This window comes from Maritimimonas sp. 2405UD52-3 (genome assembly GCF_056591715.1).
The window spans coordinates 211,986-232,208 of the sequence record NZ_JBWQOL010000005.1; the positions used below are offsets into that span (position 1 = coordinate 211,986).

Below are 20,223 nucleotides of genomic sequence, written 5' to 3' on the forward strand. Positions count from 1 at the left end.
TAAACATTAAAAAGATAACTAACTAAATGTTAGCAATTTTAAGAAAAGAATTAAATTCATTTTTTGCATCACCAATAGGTTATTTGGTCATTGCAGTTTTCTTATTAGTCAACGGACTTTTCTTGTGGGTATTCAAAGGACAATTCAATATTTTAGATGCTGGCTTTGCTGATCTGAATATTTTCTTTTTCATTGTTCCCTGGTTTTTTTTATTTCTAATTCCCGCAGTTACAATGCGTAGTTTCTCTGATGAATTCAGGTTAGGAACTATAGAAATTTTAAAAACCAAACCAATGACTAACTGGCAAATTGTATTGGGAAAGTATTTCGGCGCACTGCTTCTAATTATATTAGCCCTCATTCCTACTTTTATCTATGTTTTTAGTATTTATAATTTAGGAAATCCAACTGGAAATTTAGATACTGGTGTTACCATTGGGTCATACTTAGGGTTGTTATTTTTAGCTAGTGCATATACGGCTGTTGGATTGTTTACCTCTACCCTATCCAACAATCAAATTGTAGCATTCATTCTGGCAGTAATCATTTCCTTTGTTTTGTTTTATGGCTTTGAGGCAATAGCCAATATGAATCTAGTAGATGGCATTCATAATTTTGGCATGAAAGAACATTATAACAGTATCTCACGAGGTGTTATAGATACTCGAGATTTAATCTATTTTGTAAGTGTTACTGTATTTTTTTTATTCTTAACTAAATTAAAATTAGAGCAAGAATAATGAATAAGTACACAAAAATAGCCTTACTTCTAATTGGATTAGTTCTACTTAATTTTGCCTTCAATAAATTTTATAAACGCTTTGACCTAACTCAAGATAAAAGGTATACATTCTCAGAAACAACGGAAGCTATACTAGATAAAATTGATGAACGCGCCTTTGTAAAAGTATATTTACAAGGAGAATTTCCAGCTGAATTCAAACGCCTCCAAACTGAGACCAAGCAATATCTTGAAGAACTAAAGGCAAAGAATAATAATATTAAATTCAAATTTATTGATCCTTTAGATCAGGCTGAAGAACTTATCAAGCAAGGGTTACAACCGAGCAGATTATCAACTCAAGAAGCTGGTAATGTATCTGAAACAATCATTTTTCCTTGGGCTACCGTTGAATATAAAGACAAAGTTGAAAATGTATCATTGCTTGCTACACAAACTACCACTACTCAAGAAGAACAACTACAAAGCTCAATTCAAAATCTGGAATATAGCTTTGCAGATGCTTTTCATAAGGTGTCTTCAGAAAAGAATCAAACCATAGCTATTTTAAAAGGAAATGGCGAGTTAGACGATATCTATCTGGCCAGTTTTTTACGAAAGTTAAGTCAATACTATAAACTTGCCCCATTCACTCTTGACTCTGTTAGTAATAACCCTGAAAAGACATTACAACAGCTAAAGGGATATGACTTGGCAATTATAGCAAAGCCTACAGAAAAATTTTCAGAGCAAGAGAAGTTTACATTAGATCAATTTATTACTAATGGAGGCAAATCTCTTTGGCTCATTGATAATGTAGTGGCTGAACTCGACAGCTTAATGAATACTGGTGAGACCTTAGCTTACAATCGTGATTTGGGTTTAACAGATTTATTATTCTCTTATGGAGTGCGTCTAAATTTTGACGTGATTAAAGACATGTATAGTGCCACCATTCGCTTAGCTGCCGGAAATGTTGGTAATAGAACACAGTATCAGGATTTCTTATGGCAATACCATCCTGTAATTACATCTAAAGGTGAGCATCCAATTACAACAAACACTGAAGCTATTAATCTAAAATTTGCGAATTCAATTGATACCTTAAAGAACAATATTAGTAAAACTGTACTGCTACAGAGTTCAAAATTATCAAAACCTATTGGCACTCCAAATCTAATATCTATCGAAGAAATCAATAAGAAACCATTACCCAAAGATTATAATAATGGCGATCAGATTTTAGGCGTTTTGTTAGAAGGCGAATTCAAGTCAGCTTACGCAAATCGTGTAAAGCCTTTTAAGGCCAATGAGTTTAATGAAAAAAGTTTAGCTAGTAAAATGGTTATTATTGCTGATGGTGACATCATAGCAAATCAAATTCATCAAGGCCAACCGCTAGAACTGGGGCTTGATAAATGGACAAATCAGCAGTATGGTAATAGTACATTTTTATTGAATACTATCAATTATCTGTTAGATGACTCTGGCTTAATTAACTTAAGATCTAAAACCCTTAATCTTCAATTTTTAGACAAACAAAAAGTTATTTCGCAAAAAACTAAATGGCAGGTAATTAATGTGCTGTTACCATTGGTATTGCTTGGGATCTTCGGGCTTATCTTTAACTTTATAAGGAATAGAAAATATAGTTAAAGAAAAGTTAAACCCTCTTTTTAAGGTTCTTTTTCAATTATCTTTGATACCCTTTATTAACTTAAACTTAAATATACCAAAATGAAAAAAATTACACTTTTAGCTGTATTGGTTTTTGGTGCTTGGTCACTTTCAGCACAAGTAGAGACCCCGGCTCCTAGCCCTTCCTCAAAACTAAAACAAACTGTAGGATTAACAGATGTTGTACTTGAATATTCTAGACCTTCAATGAAAGGTAGAAAAATATTTGGCGGTCTTGTACCATATGATCAACTATGGAGAACTGGCGCTAACGCAAGAACAAAAATTACTTTTAAAGATGATGTAACTATTAATGGTGACACCTTAAAGAAAGGTACATATGCCATTTTTACAAAACCTAATGCAGATAAATGGAAAGTACATTTCTATACCGATCATGAAGGAGGTGGTGTTCCAGGAGATTGGAGTGAAGCCAAAATTGCTCTAACTGCTATTGTGCCTGTTCAAAAAATGCCAATGCCAATCCAATCATTTACCATGACTTTTGATGACTTAAAAGATGACGGTGCTACACTGGGTATGCTTTGGGAAGATGTGTATGTTGGTGTTCCTTTTAATGTACCTACAGACGCTAAAGCATCCAAAAGTATTACAAAGGTCATGGCAGGCCCATCAGCTAATGATTACTATAGTGCTGCCGGATACTATAGAAAAACTGGCAAAGACTTAAATCAAGCATTAACATGGATCGATAAAGCTGTAAAAATCAATGAAGGAGCCTGGTGGATGAAGCGTGAAAAAGCTTTAATACTAGCTGGTCTTGGTAAGAAAAAAGAAGCCATTGAAGCTGCTACGGCGTCAATGAAAGGTGCAGAAGAAGCAGGTAATGCTAATTGGGTTGAAATGAATAAAAAGTCCATTGCTGAATGGTCTTCAAAATAAAAGTAATCAAACCAAACCAAGAACGACAAAGCTTAAAATAACTTTAAATTATAATTCATGAAAAAACTTAGTTTATTAGTATGTTTTGTATTTGTAGTCTCTATCGGCTGTGCTCAAAAGAGTCCTAGAAAGCAAGCTGAAGGTACCATAGGTGGTGTTTCTGTTTCTGTTGACTACGGTGCTCCTAGTGTAAAAGGAAGAACTATTTGGGGAGGCCTTGAAAAATATGATAAAGTATGGCGCGCTGGTGCAAATGAAAATACTACAGTTTCTTTTGACAAGGATGTAAATGTAGGTGGTAAAACCTTAAAAGCTGGTAAATATGGCTTCTTTATTATCCCTAAAAAAGACGCTGATTGGGTAGTTATTTTCAATACAAAGAATGATGCCTGGGGTGCTTATTCATACAATGAAAGTCAAGATGCAGCCAGAGTTATGGTGAAACCTTCATTTGTTGATGACAACCAAGAAGCATTGCAATATACTATTGGTGATAACGCAATTGAATTTGCTTGGGCAAAAACACGCTTAACAATACCTGTTTCTAATTAAATAAATATTAGAATTCTGTTTTCAAAAGCCTCAATTTGATTATTGAGGCTTTTGTTTTTCAGTATTTTGATGACTCAGTTATTCTGGGTACATTTATCATTCTAACCAATTTAAACACCATGAAAAGAATCTTACCTTACATTTTTATTCTAGTAGTATGTTTAACTACCAATGCTCAAAAGATAGATCTTTCCTACTATTTACCGCAAGATGTCTCTTATAATTCAGCTATTCCAACTCCTGAAAGTATTATTGGTCATCAAGTAGGTGAATGGCATATTTCTCATGATAAACTAGCAGAGTATATGAAGGCACTGGCTAGGGCTTCTGATAGGGTTACCATTGAAAACCGAGGAAACACTTATGAAGGAAGACCGCTCCTATTATTAACAATTACATCTCCACAAAATCAGCAAAATTTAGAGCTTATAAGAACCGAGCATTTAAAACTTTCTGATGCTAATGTTTCTACAGCAATAAATACTAGTGCTATGCCATTAGTGGTATATCAAGGTTTTTCTATACATGGTAATGAACCCAGTGGTGCTAATGCAGGAATGTTGGTTGCCTATTATTTAGCGGCGGCACAAGGTAAAGCTATTGATGAATTGCTTGATAATACTATTATCTTATTTGATCCATCATACAACCCTGATGGGTTAAATAGATTCGCATCTTGGGTGAATACACATAAAAATCAGAATTTAACTCCTGATAGTAGTGACCGAGAGTATAACGAAGCATGGCCTCGAGGCAGAACCAATCATTATTGGTTTGATATGAATCGTGATTGGTTAGTTTCACAATTACCTGAATCACAAGCTAGAGTCAAAAGTTTTCATCAATGGAAGCCCAATATTTTAACTGATCATCATGAAATGGGTACCAATGCCACTTTTTTCTTTCAACCTGGTATTCCTTCACGAACGCATCCATTAACTCCTAATAAAAATCAGGAATTGACAAAAGAAATAGGCACCTACCACGCAAAGGCACTCGATAAAATAGGCTCGCTTTATTATACAGAAGAAAGCTTTGATGATTTTTATTATGGTAAAGGTTCAACCTTTCCAGATATCAATGGTGGTATTGGAATTTTATTTGAACAGGCCAGTTCAAGAGGTCATTTACAGCAAAGCGATAATGGATTGCTAAAATTTCCTTTTACAATTAAAAATCAATTCACTACCGCCTTATCTACGTTAGAAGCTGGTAAAGAGATGCGTGAGCAGTTGCTAAACTATCAACGTGATTTTTACAAAAACGCTCAACGCGAGGTGACGAGAAATAAAGCAAAGGCTATTGCTTTTGGTGACAAAACCGATAGAGCTAAAACGTATCATTTTGCTAAAATGCTACAAAGGCAGCATATAAAGTTTTATAAAAACAGTCAAAAAGAAAATAGTTATGTCATTCCTTTGAATCAAGCTAATTCTAGAATGATCAATGCTATGTTTGAAAAAAGAACCTCTTTTAGAGATAGTCTTTTTTATGATGTCTCAGCATGGACTCTCCCTCTGGCATTTAACTTGCCTTATCAATATCAAAATAACACCTCAAATTTGGGTGAAGAAGTGACTGATCTGTCTTTCCCAAAAGGTATAGTTTCAGGAAAGAGTAATTATGCTTACTTATTTGAATGGGATGAATATTATACACCAAAACTGGTCTATCAAATTTTAAAGAGAGGACTGCGTGCTAAAGTAGCTATGAAGCCCTTTAAATTGGCAGGAAATTCATATGATTACGGTACGATCATGGTGCCTGTTCAAAATCAGAAAAAAACACCGGATGTATTATATGAACTACTTAAAAACCTGGCTAAAGAAACCGGAGTTAATATTGATGCAGTTACCACTGGTTTGACAGAAGGTATTGATTTAGGAAGTAGTAATTTCAAAGCTTTGAAAAAACCTAAAATAGCTTTAATTATTGGTGATGGAATCACTTCATATGATGCTGGTGAAATATGGCACTTACTAGACACGCGTTACGATATTCCTATCGCTAAATTAGATACACGAGATCTATCAAGAGTCAACTTAAGTAAGTACACTGCTGTAATTCTACCAAACTCAAATGGTGGTAGATTAAACAATCCTAAAAAGCAATTAGAGAACTATGTGAAAGGTGGCGGTACACTTATTGGTTTTAGAAATAGCTTAAAATGGTTAAACAGTAATAAATTCATTAAACTTGATTTTAAAAAATCAAAAGCTGGAACTAAAAATGTAGCATTTGATCAACGTCAAAACTTTAGAGGTGCTCAAGTCATTGGCGGTGCTATTTTTGAAGCCACCATTGATAGAAGTCACCCCATAAACTTTGGATATAACTCAAATAAGTTGCCTCTATTTAGGAATACCACTGTATTTGTAAAGCCAGATAGTTTAGGTACTTATAAACCGGCTCTACAATACACTAAAAAACCACTCATGAGTGGTTATATCTCCAAAGAAAATTTAGACCAATTAGCCGAATCTATACCTTTTAAAAGTGCAAAAATGGGTAAGGGTAAAGTGATTGTTTTTACTGACAATACTAATTTCAGAGCGTTTTGGTACGGTACTAATAAGCTTATGATGAATGCTATCTTTTTCGGAAAATTTATGTAGAAACGAAGAGGCATTGACAAATAAAAGAAAAGAGCTGCAAAATTGCAGCTCTTTTCTTTTATAAATTATTATTCTGGTAGTCGGATGTATAATTAAGCTAATACTTCCTGAACCTTATCTGCAGCTTCTTGAAATTCAGTAGCAGAAATAATTTCCATACCACTGTTATCAATCAACTCTTTTGCTTCCTTTGCATTGGTACCTTGTAAACGCGCTATAATTGGTACATTAATAGCATCACCCATATTCTGATACGCATCAACTATACCTTGTGCAACTCGATCACAACGTACAATACCTCCAAATATATTTACTAAAATAGCTTTTACGTTTGGATCTTTTAAAATAATCTTAAAAGCTGTTTCAACACGTTTAGCATCTGCAGTACCACCAACATCTAAAAAATTAGCAGGTTCACCACCCGACTCTTTTATTAAATCCATAGTACCCATAGCCAATCCAGCGCCATTTACCATACAGCCAACATTTCCATCAAGGTCGACATAATTCAACCCTGCTGCTTTTGCTTCTACTTCAATCGGATTTTCCTCTCGTAAATCACGCATTTCTGCATAATCCTTATGGCGGAACAAGGCGTTATCATCTAAAGTTACCTTGGCATCTACAGCCATGATCTTATCATCAGATGTTTTTAGTACCGGATTGATCTCAAACAATGAAGAATCAGACTTCACAAAAGCTGTATATAACGAAGAAACAAACTTTACCATTTCCTTCAAGGCACCACCAGACAATCCTAAGTTAAAGGCAATTTTACGTGCCTGGAATGGCAATAAACCTATAGCGGGATCAACTTCCTCTGTAAAAATAAGATGTGGAGTTTCTTCTGCAACGGCTTCAATATCCATACCTCCTTCAGTTGAATACATGATCATATTTTTGCCAGTAGATCTATTTAACAACACTGACATATAATATTCTTCAGGTTCATTATCTCCAGGATAATACACATCTTCAGCAATTAAAACCTGATGTACTTTTTTACCTTCTGGTGGAGTTTGAGGAGTTTTCAACATCATACCTATAATATCTTCTGAAATTGATTCTACTTCTTGTAAAGTCTTTGCCAATTTCACACCGCCACCTTTACCTCTGCCGCCCGCATGAACCTGAGCCTTTACTACCCACCAACTAGTTCCTGTCTCAATAGATAATTGCTTTGCTGCATCAACAGCTTCTTTATGATTATGAGCAACAATTCCACGTTGTGTTCTTACGCCAAAGCTGCTTAAAATTTCTTTCCCTTGATATTCGTGTAAATTCATTGATGTATTTTTGAGTACGCGTAAGCAAAAATAACAAACCATTTGAAATTTAGGCGCGCTTTACATATAAACTTTATTTAAAATTTAAGGTGTTTCTGTGAATTTGACTATTTTCACATCGTTTATTTTATTTTGATGATTGAAGCAAAAAATATTACCAAGACTTATGGTAACCTGCAAGTATTAAAAGGTGTAGATCTCTATATAAAAGAGAGTGAAATTGTAGCTATTGTAGGGCCTAGTGGAGCAGGAAAAACAACATTATTACAAATTTTAGGGACTCTTGACGCTCCTGATGATAAACGAAATAGCAAATTACAATTAAACGGCGATAATGTCTCAGTTCTAAACGACAAGCGTTTATCAAAATTTAGAAATCAGCATATAGGTTTCATATTTCAATTTCATCAGTTATTGCCTGAGTTTACAGCCTTAGAAAACGTGTGTATTCCAGGTTTTATAGCCAATAGACCTAAAAATGAAGTACAGCAAGAGGCAAAAAAATTATTAGAATTTTTAGGTTTAGGAGACCGTATTGACCATAAGCCTGGTGAACTTTCTGGTGGTGAACAACAGAGAACTGCGGTAGCCAGAGCTTTGATAAATCATCCTAAGGTAATCTTTGCTGATGAACCCAGTGGTAATTTAGACACGGCTTCGGCAAAGAGTCTTCATGAGCTTTTTTTTAAGCTTCGTGATGAATTCAAACAGACTTTTGTAATCGTTACTCACAATGAAGAATTGGCAACTATGGCAGATAGAAAACTGGAAATGGTAGACGGTAAAATTGTTAAGCCTTAGTATAAATGCGTAAAATTTCATCTATACCCTAATTCGATTTAGCTATGATTGCAATTATGAGTGCCATGCAAGAAGAAATGGGTGCACTCCTTATAGAACTCAAAAATGCAACCAGCTACGCTAAAGGGCTTCGCAAATATCACGTTGGCACCCTATTTGGAAAAGAGGTGGTATTGGTTTTCTCACGCTGGGGTAAGGTAGCTTCAGCAACAACCGCTACACAACTTGCTAATGATTTCAGTTTAGATCAACTTATTTTTAGCGGTGTTGCCGGATCAGTTAGCCCTAAAGTTCATATTGGCGATATCGTAATCGGAAAGAAATTATATCAACATGATGTAGATGCCTCTCCATTGTTTAATAGATTTGAATTACCCTTGTTGGGCAAATCATATTTTAATACAGATGATGTTGCTTCTAAAAAATTAATCGATGCTTCAAAAACCTTTTTAAAGGATTTTAATCATACTATATCACAAGCAGAAGCAACCAATTTCGATATTCTGAATCCTAGGGTTATACATGGTGATATTGCAAGTGGAGATCAATTTATCACTAGTAAATCTCAGATAAATTTCATAAATTCGAACTTGCAGTCAGTTGTAAGTGTTGAAATGGAAGGTGCGGCTGTTGCTCAGGTTTGCTATGAATATCAAATACCTTTTTCTATCATTCGGATTATTTCAGATAACGCAAATGATAACGCACACATAGATTTTCAGCATTTTTTAAACCAGATTGCCAGTAAATATGTTTTAAAAATCTTAGAAAATTATTTTATATAAATGCCATATTTAGAAGAATCTACATATTCGCCTTCATTTATTTTTAAAAATGGACATTTAAATACCATGTACAGAGCTATATTCTGTCATCCTGAATTAGAGTATGGAAGAAAACGCGTTGAATTGTCTGATGGAGATTTTGTTGATCTTGATTTTTCTACCATAGGTTCAAAAAAGTTGGTATTGCTTATTCATGGATTGGAAGGAAGTTCAAACTCTTCTTATATGATCTCGCTCACCAATGAATTAAACAGAAAAGGTTATGATGCCGTTTCTATGAACTTAAGAGGATGTAGTGGTGAGACTAATAGACTCTTCTGCTCGTATCACAGTGGAAAAACCGAAGATATTGAAGAAGTTTTTGATTATATCCAACAAAACTTTGATTATGAAGAATTAAACATGGTAGGTTATAGTCTTGGTGGCAACTTGACTTTGAAGTATCTAGGCGAAAAAGATAGACCACATATCAATACGGGTGTAGCAATTTCTACACCATGTGATTTACAGGCAACAGCCGCAAAAATGACCGCTATTTCAAACAAATTGTATCTAAGCACATTTCTTAAAACATTAAAGCAAAAGGCTTTACAAAAATTAGAGCAGTTTCCTGATTCACATCTAACAAAAGAACAAATAGTTCGTGTAAAAAACTTTAAAGAACTTGATGATTTTTATACAGCTCCTGCTAACGGATTTAAAAATGCAGAAGATTATTGGCAAAAAGCCAGTTGCAAGCAATTTCTCTCAACCATAAAGACCAAATCTTTATTGATCAATGCCTTGGATGACCCTTTCTTTACTGCTGAAAGTTATCCTATAGAAGAAGCTAGAGATCATAAACACTTTCATTTAGAAGTGCCAAAATATGGTGGGCATGTTGGCTTTATGACCTACTTAAATACTAATAAATTACCTTGGTGCGAACAACGAATCATATCCTTCATACAGCATGGAATATAACTATCTAGCCTAACAAACATTATCTTACTGAAAGTACTGTTAGTTTATAATAAAATGTAATATTTGCACAAAATTCATCGTTTGAAAAAAATAAGTCTATTCTTTTTTTTAACCTCAATGATTTCTTTTGGCCAGTCGGTTAGAGGCTACTCAAATGAGTTTTTAAACATAGGTGTAGATGCCGCAGCTTTTGGCATGGGTAATGCTGTAAGTGCAACTACAAATGATGTAAACGCTATCTACTGGAATCCTGCAGGTTTGGTTGAAATAGCAGATTACCAAGGTGCACTCATGCACGCTGAATATTTTCAAGGCATTGCTAAATATGATTATGCAGCATTTGCCAAACCATTAGATAATGAAAGTACTATTGCTATTTCATTAATACGATTTGGAGTTGATGATATTTTGAATACTACAGATCTTATTATAGATGGAAACATAGATTACAATAGAGTGAGTTTATTCTCTACGGCCGATTGGGCACTAAATATAGCATACGCAAAAAAATTAAAGTACAAAGGCATTAATTTTGGTTTAAATGCTAAAATTATAAGACGCGTTATTGGTGATTTTGCTTCATCTATTGGTTTTGGTTTTGATGCTGGAATTCAATATAAAACTAAGAACTGGCAATTTGGACTCATGGCAAGAGATATAACTACCTCTTTTAATGCCTGGTCTTTTGATGATGGTGAATTAGATGGTATTTTGGCTATTTATGAAGAACTAAATAATAATATTTTAAATGATGGAGACCCAACTAATGATGATGAAGTAATTCCTACTGTTGTACCTGATGACATAGAGATTACAAAACCCAAATTACAATTTGGCATAGCCAGAAAGTTTAAAATTAATAGAGATTTTGGGCTTTTAACAGCTTTAGATTTGCATATGCGTTTTACAGAAACCAATGATATTATCTCTTCATCAGTGGTGAGTATGAACCCTTCTTTTGGTTTTCAAGTTGATTACTTAAATATGGTGTATTTAAGAGGAGGTATTACAAATTTTCAAAATGAAACCAATTTTGACAACTCTAATTCTTTAATTGTAGAGCCAAATTTTGGGGTTGGTTTTAAGTATAAGGGTATTCAGGTGGATTATGCTTTATCAAATATTGGAGGAGCTAGCGGCACCTTGTATTCCAATGTTTTTTCAATAAAAGCAGATTTTAGTTTTTTTAGACCATGATCAGGAATTTCATAATATCTCTTTTTTTACTTGTAGGAATAGGAAATTCTTATAGTCAATATATAAAGCTTTCTCATATGGCTCAGGTCAGTATTTTAACTATTGGGCCCGGGGATGAATTAGTAGATTCCTTTGGTCATAGTGCCATGCGAATAAAGGACCCCTTATTAAGCCTAGATATAGTCTATAATTATGGTGTTTATGATTTTGAAATACCTAATTTTTACGGAAAATTTGCTCAGGGTAAGTTATTGTATCTGTTAAGTGTTTCAAGGTTTGAACGCTTCATGCAGCTTTATCAACATCAGAATAGGTCGGTCAAAGAACAGATATTAGCCCTGTCACAAGCTGAAGTACAAGCTTATTTTGAGTTTTTACAAAACAACGCCAAGCCCGAAAATAGAAATTATTTATATGATTTCTTTTATGACAATTGTGCTACAAAATTAGAAGTTGTTTCTGATACAATTCTAAATGATAAATTGAAACTGAACTATGATTTTAAAGGTGAAGAGGGAAAAACATTCAGACAGTTAATTCATCAAAATCTTGACAAACAGCCTTGGGGAAGGTTTGGTATTGATCTAGCATTGGGATCAGTCATTGATAAAAAAGCACAGTCAAAAAATTACCTCTTTCTTCCTGAGTATATCTATAAGGCTTTTGAAAAAGGAACGATTGAAGGAAAGCCATTAGTTCGCATAACACGTACATTATTCCAACCCCAAAAACATGAAAGGAAAAACTCTTTTCTACTAAATCCGCTCGTAGTGTTTTCTTTAATTTCCTTTATTATTATTGGATTAACTTATAGGGATTATAGAACCAAAACTCGAACAAAATGGATTGATTTTATCCTATTCTTTACCACAGGGCTTATTGGTGTACTATTGCTACTACTTTGGTTTGCTACTGATCATTCCGCAACTGCAAATAATTTTAATATTTTATGGGCTTTTCCTTTGAATTTGGTGATAGCTTTTTTACTACTGAAAAAATCTTCAAAATGGGTAACCGATTATATTAATATTTGCATTTTATTATTATTAACAACAATTATACTTTGGATTTTGAAAGTACAGATCTTCTCAACTGCGATTATCCCGCTATTGCTAGTGCTATTTATTCGGTACCTTTTTTTGAGAAGGTTTTATACCCACCATACTTAAAGCTTCATCAAGCTTTTCAAATTCAGAGTTATTAGAGATATATTCAGGTACTATATCTTTTAGTTTAAAAACAATACTTTCTTTATCTTTTTCAACTAATAATGTAAGTGCCTCTATTTTCTTTTTTACAAAAGTGTAATCAATCTCTTGATTTTTAGCTATAAGTATTTTTTTGTTATAGGTTTTAACAGTATTTTCTTCTGTACTTAATAACTCTTCGAAGAGCTTCTCTCCTGGGCGCAAACCAATAATCTTAATATCTATGTCTTCTGGGTATCGCAAACCAGAAAGGTTAATCATTTTTTTTGCAATGTCAAAAATCTTAACAGATTTTCCCATATCAAATACAAAAATCTCACCACCATCGCCCATAACACCGGCTTCCAAAACCAGTTCGCAGGCTTCAGGTATAGTCATAAAATAACGGGTAATTTCTTTATGAGTAACAGTTAAAGGTCCTCCAGCTTTTATTTGCTTTTTGAAAAGTGGAATAACTGAACCATTAGATCCTAAAACATTGCCGAATCTGGTAGTTATAAATTTAGTTCTATTTTCTTCATTCAAACTTCTACCATACAATTCGGCAACTCTCTTAGTTGCACCCATAACATTTGTTGGGTTTACAGCTTTATCAGTTGAAACCATTACAAACTTTTCTACTCCAAATTGCAATGATAAATCCATTAAATTTTTGGTTCCACAAATATTGACCTTAACAGCTTCATAAGGATTATCTTCCATTAATGGCACATGCTTATATGCAGCCGCATGAAAAACTAAATCAAAATCATAGGCTTCAAAAACTTGTTGTATCCTATCCTTGTTTCTTATATCCGCAATAATTACTTCATAATTACGAATATCATTTCTAATAAAGCTCTGCTGAACATCATACAATGCTGATTCTGCTTGGTCCAATAACACCAATTCTTTATAACTATATTTACTTACCTGTCTAGCTATTTCGCTACCTATAGAACCAGCAGCTCCCGTAATGAGTACACTTTGTTTATTTAATTCCTTTTGAAGTATTGGATTATTAATCTTAATAGGTGTTCTATCCAATAAATCTTCAATCTTTACTTCCTCTATCTGTCCAAAATTGAGATCTCCATTAATCCATTTATCAACAGAAGGTACAATTTTAACTTTTACAGGAAGCCCTAAAAGAGAATCAACGATTTGCATGAGTCTGTAAGCTTCTACATTCTGAATAGATACAATAATTTCACTGATCTCTTTTGACTCAATAAAATCATTTGTAATCTTCCTTGCAGCATACACCTTAACCCTATTGTATTTCTTACCAATTTTGTTTTTATCATCGTCAACAAAACCAACTACATTCGTGTTATTACTCGTATCATTATATATGGTAGAATAAGTTAAAAGTCCCGAATCCCCAGCTCCATAAATTAAGGTATTTACTGGAGCTTTGTATTGTGTTAATACGCGTTGTATAAATCTCTTAAAAATAAATCGGCTTGCAATAAGTACAATTATATTTAACAGGTAATGAACTGTCAGAACTCTAAGCGGTGCTGCAAACCTATTGGTAAATTCAAATTCACGATCAAGCAGGGTTAAAGCAATTAATGAAATATAAAGAAGAGACACTCCATAAAACACATTGATAGCATCCTTAATACCAGTTTGGCGCACTGTTCCCTTATAGGAGCCTACAATCAAAAAACAAAGAAGTGAAAGGAATGTAACTAAGCCTATTTGGGCAAAAAAACCAAACCTTTGAAAATTCAGATTAAAATTGAAGACTATCAGGTAGGCTAGAATAAAAGTTTGAACCACTAAAGAAATATCAATGAGTAATACTACCCAACGAGATACATTTAGGTTTGCACCTTTAAGAAAAAAAGACCTTAACATGATTCCCCTATCCTTTTAATACTGTAAATGTCGTAATAAAATGTGAAATAAAAGAATAAACTATTTATTTATCTTAATATCAATAAATTACAATTAACTAAAAATTAGAACTTATTACATTGCAAATTCTAGATAATTGTTCTGATGTCAAGTCAGAACCACTTGGGAGACAGAGCCCTTTTTGGAATAATTCTTCTGATACACCATTTAAATATGCTGGAAATTCTTGAAAGATAGGTTGTAAATGCATGGGCTTCCATAATGGTCTAGATTCTATATTTTCTTTTTCTAATGAAAGTCTTATTTTTTCTCTAGTTTCAAAACTATCTACAGTTATTGTTGTAAGCCATCTATTTGAGTAAAAACCTTCTGGCTCTTGAGCAAAAGAAATTTGTTGTATCTCTTCCAACTGATTTTTATAAAATTCATAATTCGACCTTCTCGCTTCTACCCTATTATCAAGCACTTCCATTTGTCCTCGTCCAATACCTGCACAGATATTAGACATTCTGTAGTTATAACCAATATGTGAATGTTGATAATGTGGAGCATTATCTCGTGCTTGAGTTGCTAAAAATGTTGCCTTCTTACAATATTCAGGATTATTAGAGACCAGAGCCCCTCCACCAGATGTTGTTATAATTTTATTTCCATTAAAAGAGAAAATTCCCATTTCACCATATGTCCCCATTGCTTTGCCCTTATATTTGGCTCCTATAGCCTCAGCTGCATCTTCAATAACAGGAATTTCATAATTATTAGCTATGGTTAATAATTCTTTCATTTTTGATGGCATTCCATACAGATGAACAAGAATTATAGCTTTAGGTTTTTTCCCAATTTCTATTCTTTTCTTAATTGTCTGCTCCAACAATTCAGGAGACATATTCCACGTATCTCTTTCTGAGTCTATAAAAACAGGAATTGCATTTTGATACCTTATTGGATTTACAGAGGCCGAAAATGTAAACGTAGAGCAAATAACCTCATCTTCTTCCTTTATACCTAATAAAATTAATGCCAAATGAATAGCTGCTGTTCCCGAACTTAAGGCCGCGCAGCTTTCAGCACCTGTATAGTCACATATATCTTTTTCTAACCCATTAACATTGGGGCCCAGTGGAGCTATCCAATTGGTCTCAAAGGCCTCCTTAATATACTTTTGCTCTTCACCAGTTAAATGTGGTGACGATAACCAGATTTTTTCTTTCATGAAATTATTAATACTAAATCAAGGTCAACAAATGATCTACAATTCTTTTTGAGGTCTTACCATCCCACAAATAAGGTACATCACCTAATTTCCATTGACCATCATGTAATTTTTTCATGTAAGGAGCTATATTGTCTGGGTTTGTACCTACCAATTCATTGGTGCCAACAGTTATAGTTTCAGGTCGTTCAGTATTATCTCTCAAGGTCATACATGGTATTTTCATGACTGTGGTTTCTTCTGTAATCCCCCCTGAATCAGTGATTACGGCAAAGGAATTTTTTACTAAATAATTAAATTCTAAATATCCTAATGGTTCAATCATATGCAGATTAGGCGCTTCAACTCCTATATTCTTTAATATTTTTGCTGTACGAGGATGTACTGGAAATATAATTGGCATCTGATTGGCACCTTTGACAATTTCATCAATCAGCTTCTTTAGCTTTTGTTCTTCATCTACATTTGCAGGTCTATGTAAGGTCATTACAAAATAACCTTTGTCTTTCAAATTGAGTTTATTGTAAACTTGAGGTTTTGCAAATCTTGGCATATTTTTCAATAATGTATCTATCATGGTATTCCCAACATATATTATCTTCTCTTTTGAGTGTCCTAGATTTATTAAATTTTGATTAGCAACTTCACTAGTAGTATAAAAAACATCTGTAATTGAATCGGTTACCATGCGATTTATTTCCTCTGGCATATTCAAATCATTTGACCGTATACCCCCTTCAACATGAATAACTCCCATTTTTAATTTCTTTGCTGCAATACTGCAAGCCATCGTAGAGGTAACATCTCCCACTACTAAACACCAATCTGCAGGCTCATTCAGCAATAATGTTTCATAACGCTCCATGATTTTACCTGTCTGTACAGCCTGGGTAGCTGATCCCACTTCTAAATTCACATGAGGCTCAGGAATACCTAATTGTTCAAAAAAATTACCAGACATCTTTTTATCATAATGCTGTCCGGTATGAATCAATCTATATTCAATTTTATCTTTAACTTTTCCTAACTCCTCTAAAATAGGAGCAATCTTCATAAAGTTTGGTCGCGCACCTGCTATGATATCTATTTTCATTTTCATATACTTTTTATTTTTTTTCCAGGTACTCCAACATAAATTGAGTTTGCCTCAACATCTCGTGTTAACATACTTTGCCCCCCAATCACAGAGTGTTTAGCAATTTTGATTCCCTGTTTTGTACTTACTCCAATTCCTATTTCAACAAAAGGCTCAACAACCGTAAAACCAGCAAAATTAACACCCGGAGATAATGAACTACCCCTGCCAATAATACAATTGTGACCAATAACACAATTCATATTAATAATTGAAAAATCGCTTACCACAGATTCATGATTAATTGAAACATTAGGATAAATAATTACTCCCTTTCCTATATCAACTTTATTTGAAATCCAACAATTGTTAGAAATAAAGTTTGGAAAATCAAATCTATCACCTATTCTACCTAGAATTTTCTTTTTAACAGCTGGTTTTGAAATTCCAATTACAATTGAACAATTTTTATAGTCTTGTACTTTTTCAATCCTCCCTAAAACCTGAATACCCCAAAATTTTTTTCCAATTTTCTTTTCATTATCATCTAAAAAGCCAATAATATCATATTGTTTTTGAAATAACTCTTGATTCAATGCCAAAAAACCACCAACGTTTCCTGCACCAATAATAATAAGTTTGTCCTTCATGAATATTTAATCAATTCTTTTTTAAGCCCTTGCTTTGCAGGTAACTGCCATAGCAATTTGCACCAATTATGATTTCCTTCAAGTAATTCGGGTCCCATGTCAGTAAGTGCAATATCCCAACCTATTGATCTGTTTTCAGGGTATAGTAACGCAGCTTCTTTGGCTATTGACAATATTTCGCTCCAATATGGAATTTTGAAACCTACTATTTTATGACCGGTTATAGGGTGTTGTGTTTGATCTTTTTTTGTTATATCACTATACACGCCCTTACCAAAAACAATACCTGTATTCATATCAATAGGTGCAGCTAGATTCCCAGCGGCTAAATTATCAACTTCAGAATTAACAGTAATTCTTAATCTAGCACCTAAATAATCTACTTCTCCATAATCATTCAATTGAGTAAAAACTCTTATTGTATTTAACCCTGTTGATGACAACTTCATTAAATCCTTATGCTGTACAACAAATTCTTCCAAAAGGTCATTTTCAGAGTGAATGAGAATTTTCTTAAAAATATCAAATTGCAAATCAGAAGTTTTAATGACTTCTATTCCTTCACCACATTGACCATCAGATGATTTTAAAACCACCTTATCAACACTATCGAAAAAATCTCTAGCAGTTTTTAAGTTTGCCAAATAATCGTTTTTTTCGTAGTGCTTATGTTTCACAAATCTGGAGTACTTTTTCAAAAAAAAGAGTTTGTTTTCCAATATTTTTCTCTTATTTTTCGGATTCATTCTAAGTTGAAATTCATACATAAAACCAGTGCCAGCATATGTTTTTCTTTCCTCTTTATTCAAAATATAAAATTTAAAATAAAAGTAATCCAGAATAGAAATATTGTATTTAAGGACAGCATTAAGAATATCATTATATAAGGAAAACTTAGTCATACCATGCTTTTCAATCACAAAGTTTGAATACTTTCTAAATTTATCTTTATCTAATTTTTTAAGATAATATATGAGATATATAAATCTTTTAACTTTCATTAATTTGTTCCATTAAAAGGCTCCATAGGCCTATCGTCAGTTTGATTAATACCTTCTCTTTTAATTACTTTTAAAAAAGTAAGCCATAATATTTTTATATCAAAAAGAAATGAAATATGATCTACATAGTATACATCATATTTGAATTTTTTTGTCCAAGAAATTTTATTTCTACCATTTACTTGAGCCCATCCTGTAATACCCGGTTTTATTTCATGCCTTCTTAATTGCTCTTTATTGAATAATGGTATATACTTAAATAATAAAGGCCTTGGTCCAACTAAGCTCATATCTCCTTTAAGTACATTTAAAAGTTGAGGTAATTCATCTAGTGATGTTTTTCTGATAAAGGCACCGAATCGAGTGATTCTATTTTTATCAGGTAACAAGTTACCTTCTTTATCAACATCATCAGTCATAGATTTGAATTTTATTATTTTTATTTTCCTTTGGTTCCTTCCAGGCCTAATCTGGATAAAAAGGGGCTTATGCTTATTCTGAATAAATAGAATAACAAATATAAATAATAATACAGGTGAAAGAATTATTAATAAAAACAAGCTTGTCAAAAAATCAAAAACCCTTTTAATAAAATGTCTATACATCTTTTCTACTCTCATTAATTAAGTCACCCAGATCTAAGGAAGACATAAATTCAACATCAGGCCAAGTTGCCACAATCTTTTTCAATAATTGATTTAAACTTTTCAACCCTTTTTTTCTATTTCCTTGATCAATATGACCACAAAAATTTACTCTATGCGAGCTTACAATTGCCGGGCGATTCCAGTAAAACGCTGACTTTATTTGATTAAAAGAGTAAGAAACCCAATCAATACCTCTATCGTCTGTAGGTTCAAAGACCACATTTCTAACCTGGTATATCATTCCAAGGTTGTTCGTCTTACCTGTAAAATTAAATCGTTTCTTATATTTTCCCACACCCTGATGTTCATTTTTCAATAGGGGAGTGTCCAAAAAATCTATTCCTTCATTTTTTAAGAATTTATGAATTACTGGATGCTCTCTACCTCCGGGTGGGTTAAAATGTCTGGGTCTGTATCCAAATACTTCCTGAAATTTTTCTAAACCGTCAGAAATTATTTCGTCAAAAGATTCATTCTCTTTATATTCCCAAAAATCAAATGCTGCGGTCGCACTTATAGTTTTATAAGGACTATTACCAATATTAGTATAACACCTATTTTTCAAAGCTATTAAAAGCTTACTATCCTTTATCTTTAACTTTTCATTAAGTATTTTAAGGTTTATATGTTCTCTTCCATGAAACTGTGGTGCCATGATACCTTCATTAACACCTTCCATTAAAAGCTTCCACGCTCCTTCATATGCTTTTGGATCTTTTGATGCCAATTTCTCAAAAGTTTCTGGTAAAAGTTCATAAATATAATTATTGAAATTATCTAAAGCCATTTTCTCAAAATTAATATTACAAGGAAGGGCAAAAGGTGTAAAAACAGCATGATTTCCATACTTATCTTTGACTGACGTAAGAACTTCAAATAAACTTTCTAAATCCTCTCTGGTCTCCAAAGCATCGTAAGCATCAAACCTGTTATATACTTTAATCCCAGCATTATCTAAATTCTTTCTTGCTCTTTTGCTATCCAACCTCACATTACCATAATCATCGACAGAAATCACAACAATTTTTTTCTTGGTTTTCCAACCATAAATGTTCTTAATATTATTTAAAATTTTCTGTTTCAT

General features: G+C 33.2%; 18 protein-coding genes. 10 read left to right on the forward strand and 8 right to left on the reverse strand.

Annotation, left to right across the window (positions count from 1 at the left end):
* Positions 1-26: 26 nt before the first annotated feature.
* The 5 genes from gldF (at position 27) to AC1EU5_RS12875 (ending at position 6,468) form a co-directional block, all read left to right on the forward strand.
* Positions 27-740, forward strand: coding sequence for a gliding motility-associated ABC transporter permease subunit GldF (gene gldF / locus AC1EU5_RS12855; protein ID WP_480192804.1), 714 nt, complete (start codon positions 27-29; stop codon positions 738-740).
* The gene (gldG, locus tag AC1EU5_RS12860) at positions 740-2,377 is read left to right on the forward strand and encodes a gliding motility-associated ABC transporter substrate-binding protein GldG (protein ID WP_480192805.1); all 1,638 of its coding nucleotides are present in this window, start codon (positions 740-742) and stop codon (positions 2,375-2,377) included. Before gldF ends, gldG begins: the two co-directional genes overlap by 1 nt.
* Before the next feature lie 81 nt (positions 2,378-2,458).
* Positions 2,459-3,301, forward strand: a complete 843-nt coding sequence (locus AC1EU5_RS12865; protein WP_480192806.1) for a DUF2911 domain-containing protein — start codon at positions 2,459-2,461, stop codon at positions 3,299-3,301.
* A gap of 57 nt (positions 3,302-3,358) precedes the next feature.
* Positions 3,359-3,853, forward strand: a complete 495-nt coding sequence (locus tag AC1EU5_RS12870) for a DUF2911 domain-containing protein (RefSeq protein ID WP_480192807.1) — start codon at positions 3,359-3,361, stop codon at positions 3,851-3,853.
* Positions 3,854-3,972: 119 nt separating this feature from the next.
* Positions 3,973-6,468 carry a M14 metallopeptidase family protein gene (locus AC1EU5_RS12875; protein ID WP_480192808.1) on the forward strand — a complete coding sequence of 832 codons (2,496 nt, stop codon included), beginning with the start codon at positions 3,973-3,975 and terminating at the stop codon, positions 6,466-6,468.
* Between the two features lie 92 nt (positions 6,469-6,560).
* Here AC1EU5_RS12875 and sucC read toward each other — a convergent pair whose 3' ends face one another.
* Positions 6,561-7,796: an ADP-forming succinate--CoA ligase subunit beta gene (sucC, locus tag AC1EU5_RS12880; protein WP_480192809.1), complete on the reverse strand. Its 1,236-nt coding sequence runs from the start codon at positions 7,794-7,796 to the stop codon at positions 6,561-6,563.
* A 93-nt stretch (positions 7,797-7,889) separates the two neighbouring features.
* Here sucC and AC1EU5_RS12885 point away from each other — a divergent pair, with 93 nt between their 5' ends.
* The 5 genes from AC1EU5_RS12885 (at position 7,890) to AC1EU5_RS12905 (ending at position 12,669) form a co-directional block, all read left to right on the forward strand.
* Positions 7,890-8,555: an ABC transporter ATP-binding protein gene (locus AC1EU5_RS12885; RefSeq protein WP_480192810.1), complete on the forward strand. Its 666-nt coding sequence runs from the start codon at positions 7,890-7,892 to the stop codon at positions 8,553-8,555.
* Between the two features lie 44 nt (positions 8,556-8,599).
* The gene (locus tag AC1EU5_RS12890) at positions 8,600-9,340 is read left to right on the forward strand and encodes a 5'-methylthioadenosine/adenosylhomocysteine nucleosidase (RefSeq protein WP_480192811.1); all 741 of its coding nucleotides are present in this window, start codon (positions 8,600-8,602) and stop codon (positions 9,338-9,340) included.
* On the forward strand, positions 9,341-10,303 hold the full coding sequence (locus AC1EU5_RS12895; protein WP_480192812.1) for a YheT family hydrolase: 963 nt from the start codon (positions 9,341-9,343) through the stop codon (positions 10,301-10,303).
* A gap of 81 nt (positions 10,304-10,384) precedes the next feature.
* Positions 10,385-11,500: a putative type IX sorting system protein PorV2 gene (locus tag AC1EU5_RS12900; RefSeq protein WP_480192813.1), complete on the forward strand. Its 1,116-nt coding sequence runs from the start codon at positions 10,385-10,387 to the stop codon at positions 11,498-11,500.
* 77 nt (positions 11,501-11,577) lie between these two features.
* A complete protein-coding gene (locus tag AC1EU5_RS12905) occupies positions 11,578-12,669 on the forward strand; it encodes a lipoprotein N-acyltransferase Lnb domain-containing protein (protein ID WP_480192814.1) in 1,092 nt (363 codons plus the stop codon).
* Here the strand turns inward: AC1EU5_RS12905 and AC1EU5_RS12910 are convergent.
* The 7 genes from AC1EU5_RS12910 to AC1EU5_RS12940 all read right to left on the reverse strand — a co-directional run bounded on the left by AC1EU5_RS12910 (position 12,619) and on the right by AC1EU5_RS12940 (position 20,223).
* A complete protein-coding gene (locus tag AC1EU5_RS12910) occupies positions 12,619-14,553 on the reverse strand; it encodes a polysaccharide biosynthesis protein (protein ID WP_480192815.1) in 1,935 nt (644 codons plus the stop codon). The two genes, AC1EU5_RS12905 and AC1EU5_RS12910, sit on opposite strands and share 51 nt — an antisense overlap.
* Before the next feature lie 97 nt (positions 14,554-14,650).
* Positions 14,651-15,766: a DegT/DnrJ/EryC1/StrS family aminotransferase gene (locus AC1EU5_RS12915; protein WP_480192816.1), complete on the reverse strand. Its 1,116-nt coding sequence runs from the start codon at positions 15,764-15,766 to the stop codon at positions 14,651-14,653.
* Between the two features lie 13 nt (positions 15,767-15,779).
* Positions 15,780-16,859 (reverse strand): non-hydrolyzing UDP-N-acetylglucosamine 2-epimerase, encoded by a 1,080-nt coding sequence (gene wecB / locus AC1EU5_RS12920; RefSeq protein ID WP_480192817.1) that lies wholly within the window; start codon positions 16,857-16,859, stop codon positions 15,780-15,782.
* 2 nt (positions 16,860-16,861) lie between these two features.
* Complete coding sequence (locus tag AC1EU5_RS12925) at positions 16,862-17,491, reverse strand: acetyltransferase (RefSeq protein WP_480192818.1); 630 nt, start codon at positions 17,489-17,491, stop codon at positions 16,862-16,864.
* Entirely contained in the window at positions 17,488-18,492 is a 1,005-nt protein-coding gene (locus tag AC1EU5_RS12930; protein WP_480192819.1) for a sugar-transfer associated ATP-grasp domain-containing protein, read from the reverse strand. Before AC1EU5_RS12930 ends, AC1EU5_RS12925 begins: the two co-directional genes overlap by 4 nt.
* Positions 18,492-19,097, reverse strand: coding sequence for a sugar transferase (locus AC1EU5_RS12935; RefSeq protein WP_480192918.1), 606 nt, complete (start codon positions 19,095-19,097; stop codon positions 18,492-18,494). Before AC1EU5_RS12935 ends, AC1EU5_RS12930 begins: the two co-directional genes overlap by 1 nt.
* Entirely contained in the window at positions 19,090-20,223 is a 1,134-nt protein-coding gene (locus AC1EU5_RS12940; RefSeq protein WP_480192820.1) for a hypothetical protein, read from the reverse strand. Before AC1EU5_RS12940 ends, AC1EU5_RS12935 begins: the two co-directional genes overlap by 8 nt.